Consider the following 24,874-nt stretch of genomic DNA (forward strand, 5'->3'; position numbering starts at 1 on the left):
GGCGGAGAAGCTGCAGCGAGGGGCGGTGGCGGCGTGACGCGCCGGGGCGCGGCCGGGGTGGCCGTGCCGCCGGTCACCGCGGTGTTGGCGTCCCGGAAAAGCCGCGTGTCGATGCCGCGGTTTCAGTTGCGGGATTGATCCGGAACAGCGCCATGCCCCGCCCGATCGCGCAGTGCGGCGGGCAATTTCCACAGCATCAGTTCGCGCGTGCCGATTGCCCACAGCGCGGAACCGTCCCACGAAAAGGCCAGCGCCTGGATCTCGCTGTTTTTGGGTAGCGACGATGCGTCGAGCTGCACGGGCGTGCGGCCCTGTGCGACATCCCAGAGTGCCACGCGATGTTGCCAGCCGCCCGCCTTGTAGGTCGTACCCATCGCAAGGAAGCGACCGTTTGCCGAACGGGCGGCGGCCTTGAAGGAGTCGGCAGCGCCCAGCAGGGGCGACAGTACGTGCCCGTTCTTGAGATCCACTACGTGCATGCCGACGAAGCGCGTCCGTTTCGGGTCCGGGGCCTTCACGGGAGGTGGCGTGCTGCCGTCGTCGTCGAGCAACAGCTCGAAGCCTGTCGCGATCCATTGACCCTGCGGCGAGCCGAGCGGCTTGGGCGCCCAATGAGCGATGCCGGCGGCGCTGACGGAATCCGGCGCGCCAAAGCGCCGGGGCAATACGATCGTACGCAGCGTGCGGCCGGTGCGGGCGTCCAGCTCGGCGAGCCCTTGCGAATCCACCGTCCAGTAGCTCCCGGAAGGCCGCCAGCGTACCGGCCAGATCAGCGCATTGCTGCCGTTGCTGATCTCGTCCATCAGCGACTGGCGTACCGACGACAGCGTCGTGACGAACGGCCATGGATCGTCGTTGCCCGGCGGCGGTGACGCCGGGCGCTGCACGGTCAGGAACGCGGAGCCGACCGGATTCGCGTCCTTCTCGCCATGCCGAAGGTCATGCCAGAAATTGGCCGGCAGGTCGTCATCGATAATCCAGGACATATCGCTCATCTGATGGTCTCGCCAATCGGTCTCGCTCGGCCAGACGACTTCATGACGATCGACCTTGCTGCTCGCGATGTCGTATCGGTACAGGCATGGCTTGCTCTTGGCGTCGGGCTGGCCGTCGAACCAGACGGCGCTGCCGTCGCCGTTGATCATCATCTGTCGCGGCCCCTCCTTGCCGTGCCAGATTTCGTCCGCCTGCAACGCGCCGTTGGCCGCGCGCAGCCGCCACACGTACTGGTTCCAGCCGCGATTGTCGGCCACCTGGGCGCTGAACAGCAGGCTGCCATCCGGCAGGTCGAGGATGTCGTGCGGGTACAGCAACGTGCGTTGCGACGGGTCGGTCACGAACTTGTCCCAGCGGATGATCGACGGCTTGATTACCGGGGCGCTCGGGTCCGGCGCCACCGGCTTGATGGCAGGGGGCGGCATCGACGGTGCCGAGGGCAACTGCCATGCAGCGGGCGACGTGGCGATTTCCAGCCTGGCTGGCAGTGCGGACAACGCGTCGGTCAATGCCGTGAACACGTCGGCCGGGACGACGGAGATGCCGGTCCTGCTGGATTGCGTCCGGTTGCCGCTGAACACGTCCAGGTCCTGGAGTGTCAATGCCTTCCACAGGCTGTAGTCGGGGTTGGGCCGGGAGTCGATGCGACCGAACTGAACGACCGTCGCCGGATGCCCGAATATGATGCTCGTGTCCTGGACCCTGACGAACAGCGCGCTGCGGTACTGGCCGGTGATGCCGTCGCTGTGATCCTGGCGGGCCTCCCAGAACGCGTAGGTGGGTTGCAGCGCGGGCAGGCCGGAGCCGCTGAACAGCCGGTCGACGCGGGCCCGGGCCTGATCCATGCGCCAGTCCAGTTCCTGCCGGGTGATTGCGCCTTGTTGCAGCGCCTGCTGCAGTCTCGGCAAGGTCGCATGGTCGGCGATGGCTGCGCGCAGGTCCGGCCGGCGCGACAACAGGACATGGCTCCAGGGGTCCGGCAAATTCTGCAACTGCCAGCTATCGGCACTGGCCTTGACCGGGCTCGTCCGTTGCAGCACGCGCTCCACGAGCGGCTGCACCTGATCATAGGGAGCGGAGACCAGCAGGAACACCGCTCCCGCATAAGCTTGCCGGTTCTTGCCGTTGTCCCAGATCAGCACCTGTTCGCCTCGACGGGCGGCTACTTCGTAATCGTCGTCGTGCCCGGTGTCGTGCAGTTGCTCGAATCTCCAATGCAGGCCGTCGACGGTGGTGTCTGGCAGCGGGTCGGCCCGGCAGGCGAGCGGGAGTGCGATGCCGATCAGAATCGACAGGAAGCATGCGAGGCGTTTTCTCATTGACGTTGTGCCCGGATGCAGCGGGAATTTGGACGTACGGATTCTAAGCGCGGTGTTGTGTGCTTACTGCGGTGTGCCGGGTGGCATTGCGCGGGGTATCGATTCTTGCGCCGTTCGGTATCACCGCGTACAGGCGTTGATGATGCCTTGCTTGAGATTGATGCGAAATTTGTTCAGGTCGCCGGGTGCTGAGCGCAGCTTGAAGAGATTGGGGGCGACCCGGAGATACCAGGTGCCGTGGCGATCGCGTCGCGGGCAGGGAATTTTGATCATCCGTGCCACTTGCCGCGGCATCGGGAAAATGAAAAAGCCGCTGTTTCTTTCGAAACAGCGGCTCTCGCATTTGGTGGCGAATCAGGGACTCGAACCCCGGACCTGCGGATTATGATTCCGTCGCTCTAACCGACTGAGCTAATTCGCCGAAGACTTGAATTATGTAGATCGACGCTTGGGCTGTCAACACCTTTTTTCATCTTCCGCGAAAAAAGTTGCCGGCGGCCCGTGCCGGCCTCGCCGTGGGGCGGGGTGTCGGTCGCCGGAACCCGCGTCCGGCAAACGACAACCCGCCCTTCACCCTCAATCCTGCGCGTAGATGTTCGAGTCCTTCGTCTCCTTGACGAACAGCAGGCCGATCACGAACGTCGCCAGCGCGATCACGATCGGATACCAGAGGCCCGAGTAGATGTCGCCCTTCGCCGCGACGATCGCGAACGCGGTGGCCGGCAGGAAGCCGCCGAACCAGCCGTTGCCGATGTGATAGGGCAGCGACATCGACGTGTAGCGGATCCGCGTCGGGAACATCTCGACCAGCATCGCGGCGATCGGGCCGTAGACCATCGTCACGTAGATCACGAGGATCGTCAGGATCACGATCGTCATCGGCCAGTTGAGCTGCGCCGGGTCCGCCTTGGCCGGGTAGCCGGCCGCCTTCAGCGTCGACGCGAGCGTCTTGTCGAACGCCGCGCCCTGCGCCTTCGCGTCGGTCGACTTGCCCTCGTAGGCCGGGATCACCGTGTCGCCCACCTTGATTTCCGCCGTTGCGCCGGCCGGTGCCGCGACGTTCTCGTAGTTCAGGCCGGCCTTCGCGAGCGCGCTCTTCGCGATGTCGCACGAGTTCGTGAACTTCGACGTACCCACCGGGTTGAACTGGAACGAACAGGCGGCCGGATCGGCGATGACCGTGATCGGCGCCTTCTGCGTGGCGATCTCGAGCTGCGGGTTCGCGTAGTGCGTGAGCGCCTTGAACAGCGGGAAGTAGGTCAGTGCCGCGATCAGGCAGCCCGCCAGGATGATCGGCTTGCGGCCGATCTTGTCCGACAGCGAACCGAAGAACAGGAAGAACGGCGTGCCGATCAGCAGCGCGATCGCGATCAGGATGTTCGCGCTCGCCCCGTCCACCTTCAGCGTCTGCGTGAGGAAGAACAGCGCGTAGAACTGCCCCGTGTACCACACGACGGCCTGGCCGGCGGTCAGGCCGACGAGCGCGAGGATCACGATCTTCAGGTTCTTCCACTGGCCGAACGCTTCGGTCAGCGGCGCCTTCGACGTCTTGCCTTCCGCCTTGATGCGCAGGAACACCGGCGATTCGTTCAACTGCATCCGGATCCACACCGACACCGCGAGCAGCAGGATCGACGCGACGAACGGCACGCGCCAGCCCCAGCTGCCGAACGCTTCCTCGCCGATGAAGGTGCGCACGCCGAGGATCACGAGCAGCGACAGGAACAGGCCGAGCGTGGCGGTCGTCTGGATCCACGCGGTGTAGAAGCCGCGACGATTGGCCGGCGCGTGTTCGGCGACGTAGGTCGCCGCGCCGCCGTACTCGCCGCCGAGCGCGAGACCCTGCAACAGCCGCATCGCGATGAAGATCACCGGCGCGGCGATGCCGATCGACGCGTAACCGGGCAGGAAGCCGACCACGAAGGTCGAGATGCCCATGATCACGATCGTCACGAGGAACGTGTGCTTGCGGCCGACGAGGTCGCCGAGGCGGCCGAACACGATCGCGCCGAACGGCCGCACCGCGAAGCCGGCCGCGAAGCCGAGCAGCGTGAAGATGAAGGCGGCGGTCGGGTTGACGCCGGAGAAGAAGCTCTTGCTGATGTAGGCCGCGAGCGAGCCGGCCAGGTAAAAGTCGTACCACTCGAACACGGTGCCGAGCGACGACGCGAAGATCACCTTCTTCTCTTCGCCCGTCATCGGCGCGTGCGAAATTTGCCCGCCTAACGTTGCCATGAGTCGTCTCCAAGTCCCTTTGTAGGTGTGCGGCCGCCTTGGGTGGGGCGGGCCTGTTGACGATTATTGGTAGGGAAACTTACGGCGGACTGACTCGCGTGTGCAAAGCGGATGTGCGTCGACTTGCGTCTAATTTTCGGCTTTGAGTGCCTATCGCGCTTTCAACGTCGCCAAAATCGTCGATTTTGACGTAATCGGGGCGGGCCGCGGCGGCGTGCGTCAGGGTTAATCCGGGGCGGTTTCGGTCAGCGGCAGGCTGACGCGCACGAGCGTGCCGGCGAGGCGCGGGGCGTGCTGGTAGACGTGATCGTCGAGCGTCAGCGTGCCGCCGTGCTGCGCGGCGATCTCGCGCACGATCGCGAGCCCGAGGCCGCTGCCGTCGCCTTCGCGGCCGAGGATCCGGTAGAAGCGCTCGACGACGCGCTCGCGTTCGGCGGCCGGGATGCCCGGCCCGGTGTCCTCGACTTCGAGATGCACGAGCCGCGCGGCGGGCTCGGCGCGCACGCGCACCGTGATGCGGCCGCCTTCCGGCGTGTAGCGGATCGCGTTGTCGATCAGGTTGCCGAGCATCTCGCGCAGCATCACCGGGTTGCCGTCGACGTCGAGCGGCGTGTCGTCCGGCGGGCCTTCGTAGCCGAGATCCATGCGTTTCGCGAGCGCGGCCTGCACCCAGTCGCGCACCGCGCGCCGCGCGAGCGAGGCGATCTCGACCGGCTCGAACGTCAGCCCGCTCGCGCGGTTCTCGGCGCGCGCGAGCGCGAGCAGTTGCGTGACGAGCCGTGCTGCCTGCTCGGAGCTCGTCGCGATCTGTTCGAGCGAGCGCTGCACGTCGGGCGGGACGGGGTGGCGCAGCGCGAACTCGGCCTGCGTGCGCAGGCCCGCGAGCGGCGTCTTCATCTGGTGGGCGGCGTCGGCGATGAAGCGCTTTTGCAGCGCCATGTTCTGTTCGAGACGGGCGAGCAGGTCGTTGAACGACGTGACGAGCGGTTCGATCTCGGGCGGCGCGCGCTGCGCCTCGACCGGCGACAGGTCGTCGGGCCGCCGCGCGCGGATGTGCGCCTGCAGCGCGTTGAGCGGCGCGAGCCCGCGCGACAGCCCGAACCAGACCAGCAGGATCGCGAGCGGCAGGATCACGAACTGCGGCAGGATCACGCCCTTGATGATGTCGTTCGCGAGCGCGTTGCGCTTGTCCAGCGTTTCGCCGACCTGCACGAGCACGGGCTGTGTGCTGTCCGATTGCGGCAGCGCGACCGTCGTATACGCGACGCGCACGTCGTTGCCGCGCAGCAGGTCGTCGCGGAACATGACGACGCCCGGCGGCGGGCGGTCCTCGTCGCGTGGCAGCGGCATGTCGGCTTCGCCCGCGACCAGTTCGCCGCGGGTGCCGAGCACCTGGAAATAGACGCTGTCGACGTTGTCCGCGCGCAGGAAGTCGCGCGTCTGCTGCGGCAGCGTGAGCTCGGCGACGCCGTTTACCGGATGGATCTGCCGCGCGAGCACGTACGCGTTGGTCTCGAGCGCGCGATCGAACGGGCCGTTCGCGATCGTCTTCGCGACGAGGTAGGTGACGGCGATGCTCATCGGCCACAGCAACAGCAGCGGCGCGAGCATCCAGTCGAGGATCTCGCCGAACAGCGAGCGCGGGCGCGGCGCCTCGGGCGCATCGGTTTCGTCGGGCGGCGCGAACGGGTTCTCGTAGCGCGCGTCGCGCGCCTCGTCGGCGGCCGACGACGGCGCGCCGGTCGGGTGGCGGGTAGGGGCCGGCGTGGCCATCGCGGCAACGCCCGGGGTCAGCGCAGCGGCGTGCCGGCCACCGCGGGCTGGGGCGCGGCCGAGTCGGCCGGCGTGGCGGGCGCGGCCTTCTCGAGGCAGTAGCCGAGGCCGCGCACGGTCGAGATCCGTACGCCGCTGGGTTCGATCTTCTTGCGCAGCCGGTGCACGTAGACTTCGATCGCGTTGTTGCTGACTTCCTCGCCCCATTCGCACAGATGGTCGACGAGCTGCTCCTTCGACACGAGCCGGCCGATCCGCTGCAGCAGCACCTCGAGCAGGCCGAGCTCGCGCGCGGAGAGGTCGAGCACGCGATCGTTCGCGTACGCGATGCGGCCGACCTGGTCGAACGCGAGCGAGCCGTGGCGCACGACGGTCGGGCCGCCGCCCGCACCGCGCCGGGTCAGCGCGCGCACGCGCGCCTCGAGCTCGTTGAGCGCGAACGGCTTGGCCATGTAGTCGTCGGCGCCGAGGTCGAGCCCCTTCACGCGCTCGTCGACGCTGTCGGCGGCCGTCAGGATCAGCACGGGGAGGTTGGAATTGCGGGCGCGCAGGCGCTTGAGCACGTCGAGCCCGGACATTTTCGGGAGCCCGAGGTCGAGGATCAGCAGGTCGAACGTCTGCATCGACAGTGCCGTATCGGCATCGACGCCGCTCTTCACGTGGTCGACCGCATAGCCCGATTGGCGGAGTGACCGGGTGAGGCCGTCCGCGAGTATGCTGTCGTCTTCCGCGATGAGAATTCGCATGGTGCTGACCGATGGCCGGCAGGGCGTTCGCGCCGGCCGGCTGTCTCCGAAGTTATTCGTGTACAACGCAGCCTGCATTGCGGGCTTGCACAAAACACTGTTTTTTTATACAGTGTCTGCATTCGTGGGCGGCGCTTGAAAGCGGGCGCGCCTCTGACAGACGCTGCTCATCATAGCAAAGGACGATTCATGGAAGATAGCAAGAAGGGCTCCGGGATGACCGCCGAGAAGAGCAAGGCGCTGGCCGCCGCGCTTGCCCAGATCGAGAAGCAGTTCGGCAAGGGCTCGATCATGCGCATGGGCGACGGCGAGGCGGCGGAAGATATCCAGGTCGTCTCCACGGGTTCGCTGGGCCTCGATATCGCGCTTGGCGTCGGCGGCCTGCCGCGCGGCCGGGTGGTCGAGATCTACGGCCCGGAATCGTCCGGTAAAACCACGCTCACGCTGCAGGTCATCGCCGAGCTGCAGAAGCTGGGCGGCACCGCAGCGTTCATCGACGCCGAGCACGCGCTCGACGTCCAGTACGCGTCGAAGCTCGGCGTGAATGTGCCGGAGCTGCTGATTTCGCAGCCGGACACCGGCGAGCAGGCGCTGGAAATCACCGATGCGCTGGTGCGCTCGGGCTCGATCGACATGATCGTCATCGACTCGGTCGCGGCGCTCGTGCCGAAGGCCGAAATCGAAGGCGAGATGGGCGATTCGCTGCCGGGCCTGCAGGCCCGCCTGATGTCGCAGGCGCTGCGCAAGCTGACCGGCACGATCAAGCGCACGAACTGCCTGGTGATCTTCATCAACCAGATTCGTATGAAGATCGGCGTGATGTTCGGCAACCCGGAAACCACGACGGGCGGTAACGCGCTGAAGTTCTATGCGTCGGTGCGCCTCGATATCCGCCGGATCGGCTCGATCAAGAAGAACGACGAGGTGATCGGCAACGAAACCCGCGTGAAGGTCGTCAAGAACAAGGTGTCGCCGCCGTTCCGCGAAGCGATCTTCGACATCCTGTATGGCGAGGGCATTTCGCGTCAGGGCGAGATCATCGATCTCGGCGTGCAGGCGAAGATCGTCGACAAGGCAGGCGCCTGGTACAGCTACAACGGCGAGAAGATTGGCCAGGGCAAGGACAACGCGCGTGAATTCCTGCGCGAGAATCCGGAAATCGCGCGCGAGATCGAGAACCGCATCCGCGAATCGCTCGGCGTCGTCGCAATGCCCGATGGTGCAGGCAACGAAGCCGAGGCGGTGGACGAAGAAGAGTGATGGTCGGGCGCCGAGGTCAGGCTGGCGAGCCGGAGGAGAGCGACGCGCCCGAAGCGGCGGGTCGCCCCGGCCGGCGAGCCGGATCCTCGAGCGCCGATCGGCGGATCGCGGGCAGCCATGCCGCGAACCGCACCGCGACGAGGGCATCCGACGATGCCCTCGTTTCGTTTGAGATTGCCGCACCGGACGATCCGTTCGACGACGATGAATCATTCGACGCACACGATCGCTCCCGTCGTCGCGTGTCCGGTGTCAGTTTCCCTGGCGATCGCGCATCCGGTGCGTCGGCGCCTGCGACGGAAGATGTCTATACGCGCAGCAGCCAGCATCCGCGCCGCACACGCCGTGCGTCGGGTGGTGCTTCAAGCGCTGCTTCCGGCGACGATCCGGGTGCCGGCGCGCGCAAGTCGTCGAAGCCGCCGCGTTCGTTGAAAGGCCGTGCGCTCGGCTATCTGTCGAGGCGCGAATACAGCCGCACGGAACTCGCGCGCAAGCTCGCACCGTATGTCGGCGAAGACGAGTCCGTCGAACCGGTGCTCGATGCGCTGGAGAAGGATGGCTGGCTGTCCGATGCGCGTTTTGCCGAGAGTCTCGTGCATCGCCGCGCGTCGCGTGTCGGCGTCGCACGCATCGTCAGCGAGCTGAAGCGTCATGCGGTCGGCGACACGCTCGTCGAGGAGGTCAACGCGCAGCTTCGCGAGACCGAATGGGCGCGTGCGCAGGCGGTCTGGCGCAAGAAATTCGGTGCACTGCCGCAAACGCCGGCCGAGCGGGCGAAGCAGGCGCGCTTTCTCGCGGCGCGGGGCTTCTCGAGCGCGACCATCGTGAAGTTGCTGAAGGTTGGCGACGATTTCCCGATCGACGACTGACCGTGCCGATCGCGCGCGTGGCGCGCGATTTTGCTGCAACGCAACTGCTTCCGGACAGGCGGGAATACCCGCCGTCGCGTCAAAGTGTCTCAAATACCCAATATGCTAAAATCCGTGGGTTTTCCTCTTCGGCCTCAACCTCCAGCATGCCGCTATCCGAGCCCGTGCCCCGTCAGTTGCGACATCGACGCGCAATCCGAGCGGAAGCTTACGAGCGCGGCGACGGCTTGTGGGACATCGAAGCCTGCCTGACCGACCACAAGCCGCGCGATGTCGCGCTTGCGTCGGGCATCCGGCCCCAGGGCCTGCCGATCCACGAACTCTGGCTGCGCGTGACTATCGATCGTGACCTCAATGTCGTCGACGCCGAAGCGTCTTCGGAATGGGTTCCCTATCCCGGTCACTGTCAATCCGCCCCTCCTGCCTATCGGGCCCTCATCGGGCTCAATCTCTTCCGCAATTTCCGCCGCAACGCGAACCGGCTGCTCGCCGGCGTCGCAGGCTGTTCCCATCTCACCGAACTGTGCGCCGTGCTGCCGACCGCAGCGATCCAGGCGTTTGCCGGTGACGTGTGGAATGTGCGCGAGGAGGGTGGCGAAGGGCCGGATCAGGGCGACGTGCACGCCGAACCGCCTTTCCAGCTCGGCCGCTGCCGGGCGTTGCGGTTCGACGGCGAGGTCGTGCGGCAGTATTACCCGCGGTGGTATGGCCCGCTTCGGCCGGATTTGCCCGGTGATGGCAGCACGAAGGAATGAACGGAAATCATTCGAAGAAGCGTCTAAAGCGACTTTTCATCCAACTCTCAGACTGAAGGGAATCACGCATGAAGATTCACGAGTACCAGGGTAAGGAAATCCTGCGGAAATTCGGAGTCGCGGTACCGCGCGGCAAGCCGGCGTTCTCGGTTGACGAGGCCGTCAAGGTGGCAGAAGAGCTCGGCGGCCCGGTATGGGTCGTGAAGGCTCAGATTCACGCGGGTGGCCGTGGCAAGGGCGGCGGCGTGAAGGTGGCGAAGTCGATCGAGCAGGTCCGCGAATACGCGAACCAGATCCTCGGCATGCAGCTCGTCACGCACCAGACCGGTCCGGAAGGCCAGAAGGTCAACCGCCTGATGATCGAAGAAGGCGCCGACATCAAGCAGGAACTGTATGTCAGCCTCGTCGTCGACCGCATCTCGCAGAAGATCGTCCTGATGGGTTCCAGCGAAGGCGGCATGGACATCGAGGAAGTTGCCGAGAAGCACCCGGAACTGATCCACAAGGTCATCGTCGAGCCGTCGACGGGCCTGCTGGACGCGCAAGCCGACGACCTCGCCGCGAAGATCGGCGTGCCGGCCGCTTCGATCCCGCAAGCGCGCGCGATCCTGCAAGGCCTGTACAAGGCATTCTGGGAAACCGACGCATCGCTGGCTGAAATCAACCCGCTGAACGTCTCCGGCGACGGCAAGGTCACCGCACTCGACGCGAAGTTCAACTTCGACTCGAACGCGCTGTTCCGCCACCCGGAAATCGTCGCATACCGCGACCTGGACGAAGAAGATCCGGCTGAAATCGAAGCGTCGAAGTTCGACCTCGCGTACATCTCGCTCGACGGCAACATCGGCTGCCTCGTGAACGGCGCAGGCCTCGCGATGGCGACGATGGACACCATCAAGCTGTTCGGCGGCGAACCGGCGAACTTCCTGGACGTCGGCGGTGGCGCGACGACCGAGAAGGTCACGGAAGCGTTCAAGCTGATGCTGAAGAACCCGGACCTGAAGGCGATCCTCGTGAACATCTTCGGCGGCATCATGCGCTGCGACGTGATCGCGGAAGGCGTGATCGCCGGTTCGAAGGCCGTGAACCTGAACGTGCCGCTCGTCGTGCGCATGAAGGGCACGAACGAGGACCTCGGCAAGAAGATGCTGGCCGATTCGGGCCTGCCGATCATCTCGGCGGACAGCATGGAAGAAGCTGCGCAGAAGGTCGTCGCGGCTGCCGCAGGCAAGTAAGCGCGCTCAATGAATAGGTATGGCGGCGCGGCTTGCACGCGACGCCAATCGAACAGAGGTCAAAATACATGTCGATTCTGATCAACAAGGACACGAAGGTCATCACGCAGGGCATTACCGGCAAGACCGGTCAGTTCCATACGCGCGCCTGCCGTGAATACGCAAACGGCCGCGAAGCATTCGTCGCGGGCGTGAACCCGAAGAAGGCCGGCGAAGATTTCGAAGGCATTCCGATCTACGCGAGCGTCAAGGAAGCGAAGGCAGAAACCGGCGCGACCGTGTCGGTCATCTACGTTCCGCCGGCAGGCGCAGCGGCTGCGATCTGGGAAGCGGTCGAAGCCGATCTCGATCTCGCGATCTGCATCACGGAAGGCATCCCCGTGCGCGACATGATCGAAGTGAAGGACCGCATGCGTCGCGAAGGCCGCAAGACGCTGCTGCTCGGGCCGAACTGCCCGGGCACGATCACGCCGGACGAACTGAAGATCGGCATCATGCCGGGTCACATCCACCGCAAGGGCCGCATCGGCGTCGTGTCGCGTTCGGGCACGCTGACGTATGAAGCCGTTGCGCAGCTGACGGCACTGGGCCTCGGCCAGTCGTCGGCAGTCGGTATCGGCGGCGACCCGATCAACGGTCTGAAGCACATCGACGTGATGAAGATGTTCAACGACGATCCGGATACGGATGCGGTCGTGATGATCGGCGAAATCGGCGGTCCGGACGAAGCCAACGCGGCAGAGTGGATCAAGGACAACATGAAGAAGCCGGTCGTCGGCTTCATCGCGGGCGTCACGGCGCCTCCGGGCAAGCGCATGGGCCACGCCGGCGCGCTGATCTCGGGCGGTGCGGATACGGCCGAAGCGAAGCTGGAAATCATGGAAGCGTGCGGCATCACCGTCACGCGCAACCCGTCGGAAATGGGCCGTCTGCTGAAGAAGGCGCTGTAATATTTCCCCCTGGGTTCGTCCTGCAAAAAACGCCGGCCTTGCCGGCGTTTTTTGTTATGCTCGCGCAATGAATTCGTAAGCACCCACCGGACATGCGTCGTGCATGCGCCGGCGATGAACCCGGCCGCCTGCCAGGCCGCCACTGCCCCGCACATCACCCCATGCTCGAATTCCTGACGTCGCTGCACTGGGGCGCCGTGCTCCAGATCGTCATCATCGATATCCTGCTCGGCGGCGACAACGCCGTCGTCATTGCGCTCGCCTGCCGCAACCTGCCCGCGAACCAGCGGCTGCGTGGTGTCGTCTGGGGCACCGCGGGTGCGATCCTGTTACGCGTCGCGCTGATCACGTTTGCGGTCGCGCTGCTCGACGTGCCGTTCCTGAAGCTCGGCGGCGGGTTGCTGCTGCTGTGGATCGGTATCAAGCTGATGGCGCCGGCCGCCGATGCGCACGACGACATCAAGCCGGCCAGCCGGTTGTGGGACGCCGTGAAGACGATCGTGATCGCCGACGCGGTGATGAGCCTCGACAACGTAATCGCGATCGCCGGTGCGGCCGAGCAGGCCGACCCGTCGCACCGGATCCCGCTCGTGATCTTCGGGCTCGTCGTCAGCGTGCCGATCATCGTGTGGGGCAGCACGCTGGTGCTGAAGCTGCTCGACCGTTTCCCGATCGTCGTGGCGCTCGGCGCCGGGCTGCTCGGCTGGATCGCGGGCGGCTTGATCGTGAACGACCCGGTCGGCGACCGCTGGCCGGTGCTCGATACGCAGCCGGTGCTGTACGGGGCGAGTATTGCGGGCGCACTGTTCGTGGTGGCGATCGGTTACGCGCTCAGGCGGCGCAGTGGCGCACCGCGCGCGCACTGACACTGGCCATCCGGCCGACTGCCGGATTCACGGCCTGCTGGCTACGATCGAGACGCCTGCCTTTAACGACAGGCGTTTTTCGTTTCCGGAGCCTGCCATGTTCGAAGCCTTTTCCGTTTCCCTGTTCCGTCGTGTTGCCGCCGACCTGCGGCGCGCAAACCGGTCGTCGCCGCGCTGGCGGCCGGCCGGCTTCACGCTGATCGAACTGATGATCGTGCTGGCGATCGTCGGCGTGATCGCCGCCTATGCGATTCCCGCGTACCAGGATTACCTTGCGCGCTCGCGTGTCGGCGAGGGGCTCGCGCTTGCGTCGTCCGCGCGGCTGGCCGTCGCCGACAACGCCGCGAGCGGCGCGGGCCTCGACGCCGGCTACAGCCCGCCGGCCGCGACCCGCAACGTCGAATCCGTCGCGATCGACGGCGAGACCGGCCAGATCACGGTCGCCTTCACCACGCGCGTCGCGGCGGCGGGCGCCAATACGCTGGTGCTCGTGCCGTCCGCGCCCGACAAGGCCGACGCGCCCACCGCACGCGTGCCGCTCAAAAAGGGCGCGATGCAGGCCGGCGCGATCGCGTGGGAGTGCTTCGCCGCCGGCAAGGGCGCGTCGTCGCTGCCGGCGCCGGGGGCCGGGCCGTTGCCGGGCGATGCCGCGACGCTGCCTGCGAAATATGCGCCGGCGGAGTGCCGCGCATAGTGCCGGCAGCGGAGCAGGGCGGCACGGGCAGCATGCCGGCCGCCGCTTCGGTCGGCCGGGGCGGCCGCCCCGCGCCGGGGCGCGGCGCGAAGGCCCCGCACAGAGGGGGGAAAGTTTTGTATAGTGCGCCGGTTGCTGACACCCGGTTCGCTCATGCCTTCTACTTTTTCCCGTTCGTTGCCGCTCGTTGCGCTGGCTGTCGCCCTGATCGTGCCGTACGCGATCACGAATCACACGTATCCGATCCCGACCTTCTATTCCGAGTTTTCCGCGCTGGTGCTGTATCTGCTGGTGGGGGTGTCCGTCGTGCTGCTCGCGCGCACCGGTCGCCCGGCCGAACCGTTCGCCGCACCGGCCGCGTTCGTTGCGCCGCTCGGGTTCGCGGCGGTGCTCATCGCGCAGGTCGTGCTGATCCCGCTCAAGGTGCCGTCGATGAACTGGCTCGCGGTCGGCTATCTCGCCGCCGCGCTGGTCGCGATGCAGGCAGGCTTTACGCTCGCGCGCGACGGGCTGGCCGAGGCCGTGTCGCGGATGATGGCCGGCGCGCTGCTCGTCGGTGGCGTGTTCGCGGTCGGCACCCAGATCGTGCAGTTGTTCCACCTCGAGTCGGCGCTGTCGCCTTTCGTCGTGGTGTACAACGTCGCGGTCGATCGCCGCCCGTACGGCAACATGGCGCAGGCGAACCATCTGGCCAGCTACATCGCGTTCGCGCTTGCGGGCGCGCTGTATCTCGTGCAGACGCGCCGGCTCGCGGTATGGGCGTGGCTCGCGCTGTCGCTGGTGCTGTCGGTCGGTCTTGCGCTGACGGTGTCGCGCGGGCCGTGGCTGCAGGTCGCGGTGATGGTCGTCGCCGGCTTCTGGATGGCGTGGCTCGAATCGCGCCGCGCGCCGGGCAATGCGCGCGCGTGGCTGATCCCCGTCGTGCTTGCGGTGGCGTTCATCGCGGTGAACGTCGCGGTACGCTGGGCCAACGTGCACTATCACCTGAACCTCGCGGAATCCGCGGCCGACCGGATGCGTGACGCGGGGCAGATCGCGCCGCGCCTCGCACTGTGGAAGTACGGGCTCGCGATGTTCCGCGAGCACCCGCTGCTCGGCGTCGGCTGGGGCGAATTCCCGTCACACCAGTTCGCGCTCGTGCGCTCGCTGGGCGGCGTCGAGATCGCGAACAACTCGCACGACATCTTCATCGACCTGCTCGCGAAGTCCGGCCTCGTGGGCCTGGGCGTGCTCGTCGTCGCGCTCGTGACGTGGTTCGTGCGTGCGGTGCGCGCGCCGCAGTCGAGCATGCGCGTGTTCGGCTTCGCGCTGATCGGCATCCTGCTGATGCATGCGCTGGTCGAGTATCCGCAGCAGTACATGTTCTTCCTGTTGCCGGCGATGTTCGTGATCGGGCTGCTCGACGTGAAGCCGCTGCGTTTCCTGCCGGGGCGCGCAGCCTTCGGGCTGTTCGCGGTGCTGTCGGTCGGCGGCGTGCTGGCGGCGGTGCCCGTGCTGCGCGACTACCAGCGCGCGGAAGTGCTGTATTACGGCAGCGATCCGGCCGCGCAATACCGCGACGCGCCGTCGTTGCTGTTCGGCGCCTGGGGCGAATACGGCGCGGCCACGCTGCTCCCGATTTCGGCGGACGACCTGCCGGCCAAGCTCGCCGCGCACGAGCGCGCGATCGCGCTGCTGCCCGGCGAAACGGTGCTGCGCCGCTATGCGGTGCTGCAGGCACTGGCCGGCCGCGAAGCCGACGCACTCGACACCGTCGCGCGCCTGCACGTGTTCGCCAAGGAGCTGAAGGACTGGCCGCAACAGCTGGCGGCGCTGTACAAGCTGTGCGACCAGCAACCGGCGCTGAAGACGTTCAAGGGGGCGGTCGTCGCGAAATACGGCGAAGTTCCGGCCGACGCGGCCGACGACGAGGACGACGACGATTCGGATTGATACGCGCGGCCTCTGCCGGAACGGGGAATGCCGGCAGGGGCCGTGCCGTGCGGGAGCTGCTGCGCGTGCCGAACGCAACCGCGCGGTGTGAACCGGGCGAATCCGGCGCGTATCGATTACCTCGTGGATTGCGCGGATTCCGGCTGAAGGCGCGGCGATTCGCGTCAACCATTGTCAAATCGCCGCCGCTCGCCGGGCGGCGCGTGCACAATGCGCGAAAGCGCTCGCGTGCCGGCCCGTGTGAGGCAGGGGCGGCGCGAACACCGGCAACACCGGGCTACCCGGGAAGTCCGCCACGCAGGATCGCGGCCGAGCATCGATCGGCCGTGCGGCCGTAACGGGGCGCCGGTCCGATGGCCGCGGCGCGGTGTGACGCATGCGATGCGGCCGGGTGATGTTCCCCGGCGCGCGGCGCGTTCGTCCGCAACAGTGCTGAAGAACGATATTCGACCATGGCTATTCGCTCGACCTACCTGATCCTGCCCGCCGTCGCGATGCTGTTTTCCGGCTGCGCGATGCTGTCGTCGTCGCAGGAAAGCAAGCTGACCTGCCACATCCCCCGCGCCGTTTATCCGGATACCGCGAAGCCGCTCACGCGCCAGGCGACCGTGCTCGTGCGCGCGCTGATGACGACGTCCGGCGAAGCGCAGAACGTCACCGTGACGACGAGCAGCCGTAATGCGGCGGCCGATCGCGCGGCCGCCGACGCGATGACGCACGCAACCTGCGTGCAGACGGGCGCGACCGCGAATCCGTTTCTGCTGACCCAACCGTTCGTGTTCGAGCCGCAGCGCGGCAAGTGATGCGCGGGCGGCGCGGCGTGGCGTGCGTGCCGGTTGCCGTCCGGTATGGTCTCCTGCCGGCCCCTTCGTGGCGCATGGCCGCCGAATGTCGCCGCGCGCGGCCGTCGGGCCGCGCGTGCCCGACGTTCAGTGCCGCGGCATCAGGTTCGCGCCGCGGCAAGCCGGCTCGGCCGCCGTGCTCAGCCCGAGCAGCGTGAACCCGTTGCGTTCCTGGCGAATCTGCGCATAGTGCCGCGCAACCGTTTCCCCGGTGTTGCCCGTCAGATCGAGTTCGACCTGAAAGCGGTCCTTGCTGTCCGAGCAACTGCGCACCGGGCCGTACTCGAACCCGGTGCCGGGCGCCTTGCGGGCCTTGTCGAACGCCTGCCGGCCCTTTAGCGCGGCAGCCGCCGCGGCGGGTTCGCTCCATTCGCGCGCCTGCGCATCGTTCACATTCAGCCATTCGTCGACGAAATCGCGGCCGTTGAGCGCGACGGGTTGTACGCGCTGCACGGTGCCGCCGTCGACGCGATATCGGAAGACGCCTGGCCGCGTCAACAGTTCGCTGTCCATCGAGCTGACCGTCGCGCGCACCTCGAAGCCGTCGGGGCGCACCTTGAACCGGATGGGGTTTTCGTCGAGAACGTAGCTGTTCTCTGCATGGAACAGCACGCGTTGCGCGGTCGGGCCGTTGGCCGGTGCGACCACGTCCGCGGCGAACTGACTCCAGCGCGACGCGCACCACGGCGTGCCGTGGACGACCGCGACCTGCCTGCCGGGCAGCGCCGAGAACCAGAAACCGCCGCCGTATGCGCCGCCGATGTCCTTGTAGTCGTCGGCCTGCCAGCGCAGCACGCGCCGCCAGCCGCCGTTTTCCCATGCGTAGGCGGTCAGCAGGTTGTCGTCGCCGCATGCGATGTCGAAGCCGGCGCGCACGAAGAGCAACGGGCGGGACGTGCCGCCGCGTTCGACGTCGACGTCCGGATTGCGGCCGAACGCCGATTCGCCGTCTTTCGGCTGGACGGGCCGGGCCGGCACGCCGAGCGCGGCTGCGAGCGTGCGTTTCAGCGCGGTCGGGTCGACCTGTTCGTCACTGCAGGCGAGCCGCGCATCGATCGCGCCGGCGAGCGCCTGCTTGTACGTACGCAGCGCGTCGCGCAGCGGCGGCGAAATCTCGACGCCGGGCCCGTCGCTCGGCGGATTGCGGACCTGCTGTACACGGTGTTGCGCGTCGATGGCCGCGCGTGCGGCGGTGTCGGCGGCGGGGCAGGCGCCGGCGGCCGATGCGGCGTCCGGCAGCAGGAGGAGCGCGCACAGCAGCGGCGCGGCGTATTTCAGCGTGAGATTCTTCATGAGTGAGGCGTTTTTCTGGTTTTTATCGTTCGAACGGGGCATCGCTACGGCCGGCGCTGCCCCGTGAATGGCGGTTTGTTACCGCTGGCGGTCAACCCGCGACGTCTTCGGCCTTCCAGTCTCCCGACTTCCCGCCGCGTTTCTCGCGCACGCTCACGTCGGTGATCACCATCCCGCGATCCACCGCCTTGCACATGTCGTAGACGGTCAGCAACCCGACCTGCACGGCCTTTTAAATCAAAGACTTACTGATGGCGCCTCATTCGATCTTGTCCCACTCGGTTGATAAAGTGGGACAGCAGTGGGACGGATTTGGGACAACAATCGGACCGCACTGTGTCGCGAGTTTACGCGATCGAACCGTTCGGGGGAAAGTACATGTCGTAGCACGACAGGATATTTCGGACGCGATCATTCGGCGCATCGTTGGACGTGCGCCGGAGCGTGGTGACGTGTTGTATCGCGCTGGATCAGATTCAGTCCGCGTTGCTGGCACGTGCTTCGTGATTTCGTCAGGTGTCGAGGGATTGGCTGAACGGCATAATGTCGGCTTCGTGGCTTAATCGTCACAATAACAAGCACCTCAGCACTATGACCGCACTCGAAATGCTTCTCGACACCTTCCGCCAAACCGCCGTGACTGAACGGGAGAAGGGGACCTACTTCGAAGAGTTGATCGTCACCTATTTGCGGAACGAGGCCACGTACCGCGATTTGTACAGCGACGTGTGGACCTATGCGGAATGGGCTGACCTGCAAGGGCTGGACAAACGGGACACCGGCATTGACCTTGTTGCGAAGACGCGTGGCACGGACGAATTCCATGCGATTCAATGCAAGCTGTTTGCGCCCGAACACAAGGTTCAGAAGAGCGACATCGATAGCTTTTTCACGGCATCAGGCAAGAAGCCGTTCACGCGTCGAATCATTGTCGCTACGACGAATCATTGGAGCGAACACGCCGAAGACGCTTTGCTGGATCAGCAGCCGCCCGTCAGCAAGATTGATCTGACTGCTCTTGAAGAAAGCCAGATCGAGTGGGGCCAGTACCAGCCCAAGGCTGCGCCGGTCATCAAGGCGAAGAAGGAACTGCGCCCACACCAGACCAACGCACTGAATGCAGTTGTTCATGGTCTTTCTGATGCCGACCGGGGCAAGTTGATCATGGCCTGTGGTACCGGCAAGACGTTCACCAGCTTGAAAATCGCAGAAACGCTGGCCGGTGCTGGCAAGCGAGTGCTGTTCCTTGTACCGAGTCTGTCGCTACTTTCACAGACCTTGACGGAATGGACTCAGGAGAGCGGGACGCCGCTTCATAGTTTTGCGGTTTGCTCGGATAGCGATGTTGGCAAGAAACGCAAGAAAGAAGACGACATGGTGCAAACCTTCGTCCATGAACTGCGCTATCCGGCCACGACGGATTCGGCCCGACTGGCGGCAGAGATGGCGAAGCGGCACGATGCGTCGCACATGAGCGTCGTCTTCTCGACCTATCACTCGATTGATGTCATCAGCCGTGCGCAGAAGCAGTTCGGGATGGCCGACTTCGACCTGATCGTCTGCGACGAAGCGCACCGCACGACGGGCGCAACGTTTGGCGACGATGACGAAAGCACGTTCGTTCGGGTTCACGATGCCGACTACATCCGCGCTGCCAAGCGCCTGTACATGACGGCGACGCCGCGAATCTACGGAGATTCGGCCAAGGCCACGGCTGAACGTGACAACGTTGCGCTTTGTTCGATGGACGACAAGGCGCTGTATGGCGAAGAACTGTTCGTCATCACGTTCTCGGAAGCCGTCAAACGCGGGTTGCTGGTCGATTACAAGGTGATCGTGCTGGCGGTCGAAGAGACGCACGTCAACCGGCGTCTGCAAGACCTGCTGCGGGATGAGAACAACCAGTTGAAGGTTGACGACGCAGCCAAGATTGTTGGCTGCTGGAAAGCCCTGTCGAAGCAGGGATTGACCGACGACTTGGTTGGCGACGGCGATCCTATGAGTCGTGCAGTGGCCTTCTGTCAGGTCATCGAAGTCTCGAAAGGGGCTAAGACGCACAAGGTCAGTTCGAAACAGATCGCCGGGATGTTCCAAGCGGTCGTTGAAGCGTATCAGGAGTCTGAAGAGACGGAAGAATTCGAACAGGCGGCCCGACTTCACTGCGAAGCTGAACACGTTGACGGTGGCATGAATGCCAGCGAGAAGGAAGCGAAGCTGACATGGCTGAAGGCCGAGACGCCCGAAAACACTTGCCGCATTCTCAGTAACGTTCGCTGCCTGTCCGAAGGTGTGGACGTTCCGGCACTGGATGCCGTGCTGTTCCTGACGCCGCGTAACTCGCAGGTTGACGTGGTGCAGTCGGTCGGTCGCGTGATGCGCAACGCACCGGGGAAGAAGCGCGGTTATGTGGTCTTGCCGGTGGTGATTCCGGCAGGCGTCGAACCACACGAAGCCCTGAATGATAACAAGACCTACGCCGTCGTCTGGCAGGTCTTACAGGCGCTTCGGTCGCACGACGACCGCTTCGATGCAATGGTGAACAAGCTCGAATTGAACGGGCCGAACACTAGCAAGATGGAAGTCATCGCGATCACTGACAAGATTCAGAAGAAGCAGCAGAAAGCCAACGGGACGAAGAACAAGGACGCTGGTAAGGGCGGCTTCACCATTGGCGAAGCGGTCAAGAAGCGCACCGCGCAGGAACAGCACGAACTGCAATTCGAGATCGGCGAGATCGAGAAGGCCATCTACGCGAAACTGGTGCAGAAGGTCGGCAACCGTCACCACTGGGAAGATTGGGCGAACGACATCGCGAAGATAGCTCGCACTCACATCGACCGTATTACGGCCATCGTCGAGAACCCTGCCAACGCGAAGGAACGAGACGCGTTCAACGAGTTTGCCGCAGAACTGCGTGATGACCTGAATGGCAGCATCACCGATGGCGAAATCATCGAGATGTTGGCGCAGCATCTCATCACGAAGCCGGTGTTCGATGCCCTGTTCGCGGACTACAGCTTTGCGAAGCACAACCCGATGTCGCTGGCGATGCAGCATGTGTTGGATGTGCTGGATGAACATCGGCTGGACAAGGAAGCCGACACGCTGGAACGGTTCTATGAGAGTGTGAAACTCCGGGCGGAAGGCATCGACAACGCGGCGGGCAAGCAGAAGATCGTCGTCGATTTGTACGATAGGTTCTTCCGCAATGCCTTCCCGAAGATGACTGAGCGGTTGGGGATCGTCTACACGCCGGTCGAAGTCGTGGACTTCATCATTCATAGCGTTGCCCATGTGTTGCAGTCCGAGTTCGGCCAGACCTTGGGTAGCAAGGGCGTCCACATTATCGATCCCTTTGTTGGTACGGGCACGTTCGTGACACGGCTTCTGCAAAGCGGCCACATCACGCCCGAAGAACTGCCACGCAAGTACAAGCATGAAATTCATGCGAACGAGATCGTGCTGCTGGCTTACTACATCGCAGCCGTGAACATAGAAGCGGTGTATCACGGCATCGTCGGCGGCAAGTACCAGCCGTTCGAAGGCATTTGCCTTACAGATACGTTTCAGATGTACGAGACGGAAGACATGGTTGATGCGCTGTTGGAGCAGAACAGCGCCCGCCGAAAGCGTCAGAAGAAGCTGGACATTCGCGTCATCATGGCGAATCCGCCGTATTCGGTAGGACAAGCCAGTGCGAATGACAACAACCAGAATGTCGCATACCCGCATCTCGACAAGCGAATCACGGAAACTTACGTGCAGCGGTCAAGCGCCGCTCTGTCCAAGGGGTTGTACGACAGCTACATTCGCGCTATTCGCTGGGCCAGTGACCGCATCGGCAACAGTGGCGTGATCGGCTTTGTGACCAATGCGGGCTTTCTCGACGCCAACACTGCTGATGGTCTTCGCCAATGTCTGGCAGAAGAGTTTTCGACTATCTATGTGTTTCATCTGCGCGGCAATCAACGCACGGCGGGAGAACAGTCGCGAAAGGAAGGTGGCAAGATTTTTGGAAGCGGCAGTCGCGCTCCTATTGCGATTTCTGTGCTGGTCAAGAATCCGAATGCCGTGCAGCATGGTCAGATTTACTTCCACGACATCGGTGACTATCTCAGCCGCGAAGAGAAATTGGAGAAGGTAAGTGCATTCAGAAGCATTCAAGGGATCGGGGAAGTAGGTGGCTGGCAACACATCGTCCCTGACCAACACGGTGATTGGCTGAACCAGCGAGACGACCGTTTCGGCGAATACATCGTGTTGGGCGACAAGAGAAGCAACGCGCCAAGGCTATTTGAAAACTTCTCGTTGGGTGTTTCTACAAACCGTGACGCATGGTGCTACAACGCTTCCAAGAGCGGCGTGACAGCGAGCATGTCACGCATGATTGACGCTTACAACCATGAAGTTTTAAGGTTTTCAAGCAAATTCGGTCGGCTGGACCCGAAGACTCAGATGTTGCGCGTGGATGACTTCATTGACAATGATCCTTCTCGGATCAGTTGGACGCGTGGCCTGAAGCAGGAACTAGTCAAGAACCGACGGTTTGCCTTCGAACCGGAATGCCTGACACCAAGTCTGTATCGGCCATTCAGCAAGCAATGGCTGTATTTCAACCGCCGTTTCAATGAAATGGTATTGCAGATGCCGCGTATCTTTCCCGACGCGACGGCGGAGAATCGCGCCATCATGATTAAAGGCAATCTCGCCGATGCCGGTCAGTTTGCGCTAATGGTGGACAAGGTCGTCTCCCTTCAACCTGATGGCGGTGCTCAGTGCTTCCCGCTCTATCTCTACGACGAACCGAATGGCGAAGTGGGCGACGAGCAGTTACAAGCCGGATTGTTTGACCCCGATCAGGCCGCTAGGCGCAAACGCCGAGATGCGCTAACTGACGAAGGACTCGCGCACTTCGAAGTTGCATATCCCGGCGAACAGATCAGCAAAGAAGACATCTTCTACTACGTCTATGGCTTGTTGCATTCACCTGACTACCGCGAACGCTATGCCGACAATCTGTCGAAGGAGTTGCCGCGCATCCCATGCGTGAAGACAGCCACTGACTTTTGGGCGTTTTCGAAGGCTGGACGAAAGCTCGCCGACCTGCACATCAACTACGAGACGGTAGAAAAGTTCCCGTTGCAGATCGAAGGCGAAGGACCGTTGTTGACGGATGCGGACTACCGTGTCGAGAAGATGAAGTATCCCAAGAAGAGCAAGGACAAAGACCTCACGACGCTGATCTACAACGACAAGATCACGCTGAAGGGCATCCCGCTGGAAGCCTATGAATACGTGGTCAACGGTAAACCAGCATTGGATTGGGTCGTCGAACGCCAGTGCGTCAAGATTGACAAAGATAGTGGCATCGTCAACGACGCCAACGACTATGCGGTCGAAACAATGAACAATCCGCGCTATCCATTGGAGCTGTTTCAACGGGTCGTCACGGTGAGTCTGGAAACGATGAAGATTGTGAAGACCCTGCCGCGTCTGGACATTCAGCAGCCTGGTCCGACTGTAGGGCAGTTGATGGAAGCTAAGGACGAACCAGACGCATTGACTGCCTGATTGGTTCTCAACGGTTGACATCTGCAATGGTGGATGCCGACTGTTGTCGAGACGCGGGTTTCAATGGCGTCGATGCCTGTTGGCAACGACTATAGGGGCAACAGTCGCAGTGGTCCGGTCAGTGTTCAGTGGTTAAGGGTAGTCATTACACGCGTGGTGGACCCGAAGCACTGGTTGTTACAGTTGATCAGTAGTCGCCAGTGGTTGTGGTTGCCAACCATAGACCTTTGATCGACTGTAGGTTGTGTGGTCACGGTTCGGCGACGAGAATCAATGCGCGGTCACCCGTTACGGTGAGGCCGCAACCAGTGCCCGTGCTACCGTTGACGGTGATCTGGTTGCCGTTGTGACAACGGGAATGGAATGTACAGTCACCCGTGACCGTTACGCTGTGCCGGGTAACGGCGTTACCTCTATGGCGACGCTGTTACTAGACGGTCAATGGCGTCGGTACCGCGCCTATCAACCTGTCGTACCGGTGGCACGGGACCGCATCGTTGACACTGGTCGGTATGGTGCGGTGCGGGTGGGTAGGTGTTGCTGGTGGACCCGTGCCTACAGTGGCGACAGTCGCCCACCATTGCCGGCGCATTGGCGCGACTACCGGTCTCCAACGGTTCCATGCATTGACGCGGTCTATCGGGGGCATCCATTCTCAACTGCGTTCAACGCGGTGGCGGATTGTCGAGCTTGAAGTAGGTCAACCCGCGAATCTGAATGCCGTCTTTCTGGTAGCGCCCAAACGCCCAGACATCTTGATGCTGCTGAAGGACGACCCAGACGAATAGTCCAAAGCACTTGCCCGATTCGACTTCATCGTATTCGCAAGCCTTCCGGTAGATCGGATCGTAGACCGTATCTGACCAGTCGTTCCCCGGTATCCAACTGGATGTGTGAATCTGGCCGCCGTCGATTCGGTTGTTCAGTTCGGCAACAAGGGCATCGTATTCTGACTGAGAGAGACGACTTTTCCAGCGACGAAAGTCCTTCTCATATGGAATGTCGGTGATGTACTTGTCGCTGTCGATTGAATAAAGCATCTGCGTTGCTCCCCGTAGCGATTATCGGTATTCGGCGATTCAGTACCGGTGTTCCGCAACGTCAGATTCTAGCGCCCGACAAGCTATCGCGCACTGATGTACCGCCCTGGCGGCTGCACGTAGGACACACGTCTGCTGCCGTCAAGACTATCGACGCGGAGGTACGGCATCTCGCGAGCGACTGGGCTGGCGGTAGCAAACCCTTAGATCGCGGAATGTTGGCGCGTTACCACAGAAAACACGAAGGCACCAGTTTTATTTGACGGCATTGCGTTTGTTGTGCGATAATGTTGTTTCTTGGTAAGGCTTGCTGTGTGGCGTCAAACACGCTTCGTAGTAGGGGCCAAGCAAAAGACGTTTGACTCAACATCAAACGCTCGTCTTCACGGTGATCGGTATCGGTCCCGTATCTATATGATTATCTAGCAGCACGCAGTCGAGCGCGGCGCATTCCACATGCGTCGAGTCAATTCGCATCTGGATTGGGTCGATTGCGGG

General features: G+C 63.6%; 18 protein-coding genes, 1 tRNA gene and 1 pseudogene. 11 read left to right on the forward strand and 9 right to left on the reverse strand.

All coding sequences use genetic code 11. From position 1 onward, the window contains the following. Positions 1–122 precede the first annotated feature (122 nt). From FOZ70_RS09180 to FOZ70_RS09205, 6 genes are all read right to left on the reverse strand, one after another. Complete coding sequence (locus tag FOZ70_RS09180; protein ID WP_219705615.1) at positions 123–2,315, reverse strand: hypothetical protein; 2,193 nt, start codon at positions 2,313–2,315, stop codon at positions 123–125. Positions 2,316–2,435: 120 nt separating this feature from the next. Next, on the reverse strand, positions 2,436–2,588 hold the full coding sequence (locus FOZ70_RS09185) for a hypothetical protein (RefSeq protein WP_155634979.1): 153 nt from the start codon (positions 2,586–2,588) through the stop codon (positions 2,436–2,438). Between the two features lie 71 nt (positions 2,589–2,659). Further along, a tRNA-Met gene (locus tag FOZ70_RS09190) sits at positions 2,660–2,736 on the reverse strand. A gap of 155 nt (positions 2,737–2,891) precedes the next feature. Beyond that, positions 2,892–4,550 (reverse strand): MFS transporter, encoded by a 1,659-nt coding sequence (locus FOZ70_RS09195; protein WP_219705617.1) that lies wholly within the window; start codon positions 4,548–4,550, stop codon positions 2,892–2,894. Between the two features lie 225 nt (positions 4,551–4,775). Further along, a complete protein-coding gene (locus FOZ70_RS09200; RefSeq protein WP_219705619.1) occupies positions 4,776–6,323 on the reverse strand; it encodes a sensor histidine kinase in 1,548 nt (515 codons plus the stop codon). Between the two features lie 17 nt (positions 6,324–6,340). Then, complete coding sequence (locus tag FOZ70_RS09205) at positions 6,341–7,069, reverse strand: response regulator transcription factor (protein ID WP_059649778.1); 729 nt, start codon at positions 7,067–7,069, stop codon at positions 6,341–6,343. Between FOZ70_RS09205 and FOZ70_RS09210 the strand changes: the two genes are divergently transcribed. The 10 genes from FOZ70_RS09210 to FOZ70_RS09255 all read left to right on the forward strand — a co-directional run bounded on the left by FOZ70_RS09210 (position 7,068) and on the right by FOZ70_RS09255 (position 16,433). Beyond that, complete coding sequence (locus FOZ70_RS09210) at positions 7,068–7,208, forward strand: hypothetical protein (protein ID WP_153488778.1); 141 nt, start codon at positions 7,068–7,070, stop codon at positions 7,206–7,208. The genes FOZ70_RS09205 and FOZ70_RS09210 overlap by 2 nt on opposite strands. 50 nt (positions 7,209–7,258) lie before the next feature. Then, a complete protein-coding gene (gene recA, locus FOZ70_RS09215) occupies positions 7,259–8,329 on the forward strand; it encodes a recombinase RecA (RefSeq protein ID WP_021160193.1) in 1,071 nt (356 codons plus the stop codon). Beyond that, on the forward strand, positions 8,329–9,198 hold the full coding sequence (gene recX / locus FOZ70_RS09220; protein WP_124469566.1) for a recombination regulator RecX: 870 nt from the start codon (positions 8,329–8,331) through the stop codon (positions 9,196–9,198). The genes recA and recX overlap by 1 nt, the downstream gene beginning before the upstream one ends. Positions 9,199–9,344: 146 nt before the next feature. Continuing rightward, positions 9,345–9,953, forward strand: a complete 609-nt coding sequence (locus FOZ70_RS09225) for a DUF2889 domain-containing protein (protein ID WP_042975512.1) — start codon at positions 9,345–9,347, stop codon at positions 9,951–9,953. 68 nt (positions 9,954–10,021) lie between these two features. Then, a complete protein-coding gene (gene sucC, locus FOZ70_RS09230; protein WP_006477915.1) occupies positions 10,022–11,188 on the forward strand; it encodes an ADP-forming succinate--CoA ligase subunit beta in 1,167 nt (388 codons plus the stop codon). 68 nt (positions 11,189–11,256) lie between these two features. Further along, complete coding sequence (sucD, locus tag FOZ70_RS09235) at positions 11,257–12,138, forward strand: succinate--CoA ligase subunit alpha (protein ID WP_006477916.1); 882 nt, start codon at positions 11,257–11,259, stop codon at positions 12,136–12,138. A gap of 161 nt (positions 12,139–12,299) precedes the next feature. After that, positions 12,300–13,004, forward strand: a complete 705-nt coding sequence (locus FOZ70_RS09240; protein WP_048025015.1) for a TerC family protein — start codon at positions 12,300–12,302, stop codon at positions 13,002–13,004. Between the two features lie 97 nt (positions 13,005–13,101). Continuing rightward, a complete protein-coding gene (locus tag FOZ70_RS09245; protein ID WP_124589332.1) occupies positions 13,102–13,698 on the forward strand; it encodes a pilin in 597 nt (198 codons plus the stop codon). A 153-nt stretch (positions 13,699–13,851) separates the two neighbouring features. Further along, complete coding sequence (locus FOZ70_RS09250) at positions 13,852–15,630, forward strand: Wzy polymerase domain-containing protein (RefSeq protein ID WP_059552897.1); 1,779 nt, start codon at positions 13,852–13,854, stop codon at positions 15,628–15,630. A 452-nt stretch (positions 15,631–16,082) separates the two neighbouring features. Next, entirely contained in the window at positions 16,083–16,433 is a 351-nt protein-coding gene (locus FOZ70_RS09255; RefSeq protein ID WP_048025009.1) for a TonB family protein, read from the forward strand. A gap of 126 nt (positions 16,434–16,559) precedes the next feature. Here the strand turns inward: FOZ70_RS09255 and FOZ70_RS09260 are convergent, their stop codons facing one another. Then, positions 16,560–17,765 carry a hypothetical protein gene (locus FOZ70_RS09260; protein ID WP_219705621.1) on the reverse strand — a complete coding sequence of 402 codons (1,206 nt, stop codon included), beginning with the start codon at positions 17,763–17,765 and terminating at the stop codon, positions 16,560–16,562. Positions 17,766–17,856: 91 nt separating this feature from the next. Then, positions 17,857–18,012 (reverse strand): annotated as a pseudogene (locus FOZ70_RS09265) (cyclic pyranopterin monophosphate synthase MoaC); the annotation flags it as partial. Positions 18,013–18,356: 344 nt separating this feature from the next. Between FOZ70_RS09265 and FOZ70_RS09270 the strand changes: the two are divergent. Further along, entirely contained in the window at positions 18,357–23,336 is a 4,980-nt protein-coding gene (locus FOZ70_RS09270) for a type ISP restriction/modification enzyme (RefSeq protein ID WP_219705624.1), read from the forward strand. A gap of 665 nt (positions 23,337–24,001) precedes the next feature. Here FOZ70_RS09270 and FOZ70_RS09275 read toward each other — a convergent pair. Beyond that, a complete protein-coding gene (locus FOZ70_RS09275) occupies positions 24,002–24,376 on the reverse strand; it encodes a hypothetical protein (protein WP_219705625.1) in 375 nt (124 codons plus the stop codon). Between the last annotated feature and the right edge of the window lie 498 nt (positions 24,377–24,874).

This window comes from Burkholderia sp. COPS (genome assembly GCF_019425585.1).
GTDB lineage: Bacteria > Pseudomonadota > Gammaproteobacteria > Burkholderiales > Burkholderiaceae > Burkholderia > Burkholderia cepacia.

What these genes read in the sequence shown, in the direction of transcription:
- FOZ70_RS09205 (WP_059649778.1), bottom strand. Translation starts at nt 7,069, where the DNA reads ATGCGAATTCTCATCGCGGAAGACGACAGCATACTCGCGGACGGCCTC.
- FOZ70_RS09260 (WP_219705621.1), bottom strand. Translation starts at nt 17,765, where the DNA reads ATGAAGAATCTCACGCTGAAATACGCCGCGCCGCTGCTGTGCGCGCTC.
- FOZ70_RS09275 (WP_219705625.1), bottom strand. Translation starts at nt 24,376, where the DNA reads ATGCTTTATTCAATCGACAGCGACAAGTACATCACCGACATTCCATAT.
- FOZ70_RS09200 (WP_219705619.1), bottom strand. Translation starts at nt 6,323, where the DNA reads ATGGCCACGCCGGCCCCTACCCGCCACCCGACCGGCGCGCCGTCGTCG.
- FOZ70_RS09210 (WP_153488778.1), top strand. Translation starts at nt 7,068, where the DNA reads ATGGTGCTGACCGATGGCCGGCAGGGCGTTCGCGCCGGCCGGCTGTCT.
- recX (WP_124469566.1), top strand. Translation starts at nt 8,329, where the DNA reads ATGGTCGGGCGCCGAGGTCAGGCTGGCGAGCCGGAGGAGAGCGACGCG.
- FOZ70_RS09245 (WP_124589332.1), top strand. Translation starts at nt 13,102, where the DNA reads ATGTTCGAAGCCTTTTCCGTTTCCCTGTTCCGTCGTGTTGCCGCCGAC.
- FOZ70_RS09185 (WP_155634979.1), bottom strand. Translation starts at nt 2,588, where the DNA reads ATGATCAAAATTCCCTGCCCGCGACGCGATCGCCACGGCACCTGGTAT.
- sucC (WP_006477915.1), top strand. Translation starts at nt 10,022, where the DNA reads ATGAAGATTCACGAGTACCAGGGTAAGGAAATCCTGCGGAAATTCGGA.
- FOZ70_RS09195 (WP_219705617.1), bottom strand. Translation starts at nt 4,550, where the DNA reads ATGGCAACGTTAGGCGGGCAAATTTCGCACGCGCCGATGACGGGCGAA.
- FOZ70_RS09225 (WP_042975512.1), top strand. Translation starts at nt 9,345, where the DNA reads ATGCCGCTATCCGAGCCCGTGCCCCGTCAGTTGCGACATCGACGCGCA.
- FOZ70_RS09270 (WP_219705624.1), top strand. Translation starts at nt 18,357, where the DNA reads ATGACCGCACTCGAAATGCTTCTCGACACCTTCCGCCAAACCGCCGTG.
- FOZ70_RS09255 (WP_048025009.1), top strand. Translation starts at nt 16,083, where the DNA reads ATGGCTATTCGCTCGACCTACCTGATCCTGCCCGCCGTCGCGATGCTG.
- FOZ70_RS09180 (WP_219705615.1), bottom strand. Translation starts at nt 2,315, where the DNA reads ATGAGAAAACGCCTCGCATGCTTCCTGTCGATTCTGATCGGCATCGCA.
- recA (WP_021160193.1), top strand. Translation starts at nt 7,259, where the DNA reads ATGGAAGATAGCAAGAAGGGCTCCGGGATGACCGCCGAGAAGAGCAAG.
- FOZ70_RS09250 (WP_059552897.1), top strand. Translation starts at nt 13,852, where the DNA reads ATGCCTTCTACTTTTTCCCGTTCGTTGCCGCTCGTTGCGCTGGCTGTC.
- FOZ70_RS09240 (WP_048025015.1), top strand. Translation starts at nt 12,300, where the DNA reads ATGCTCGAATTCCTGACGTCGCTGCACTGGGGCGCCGTGCTCCAGATC.
- sucD (WP_006477916.1), top strand. Translation starts at nt 11,257, where the DNA reads ATGTCGATTCTGATCAACAAGGACACGAAGGTCATCACGCAGGGCATT.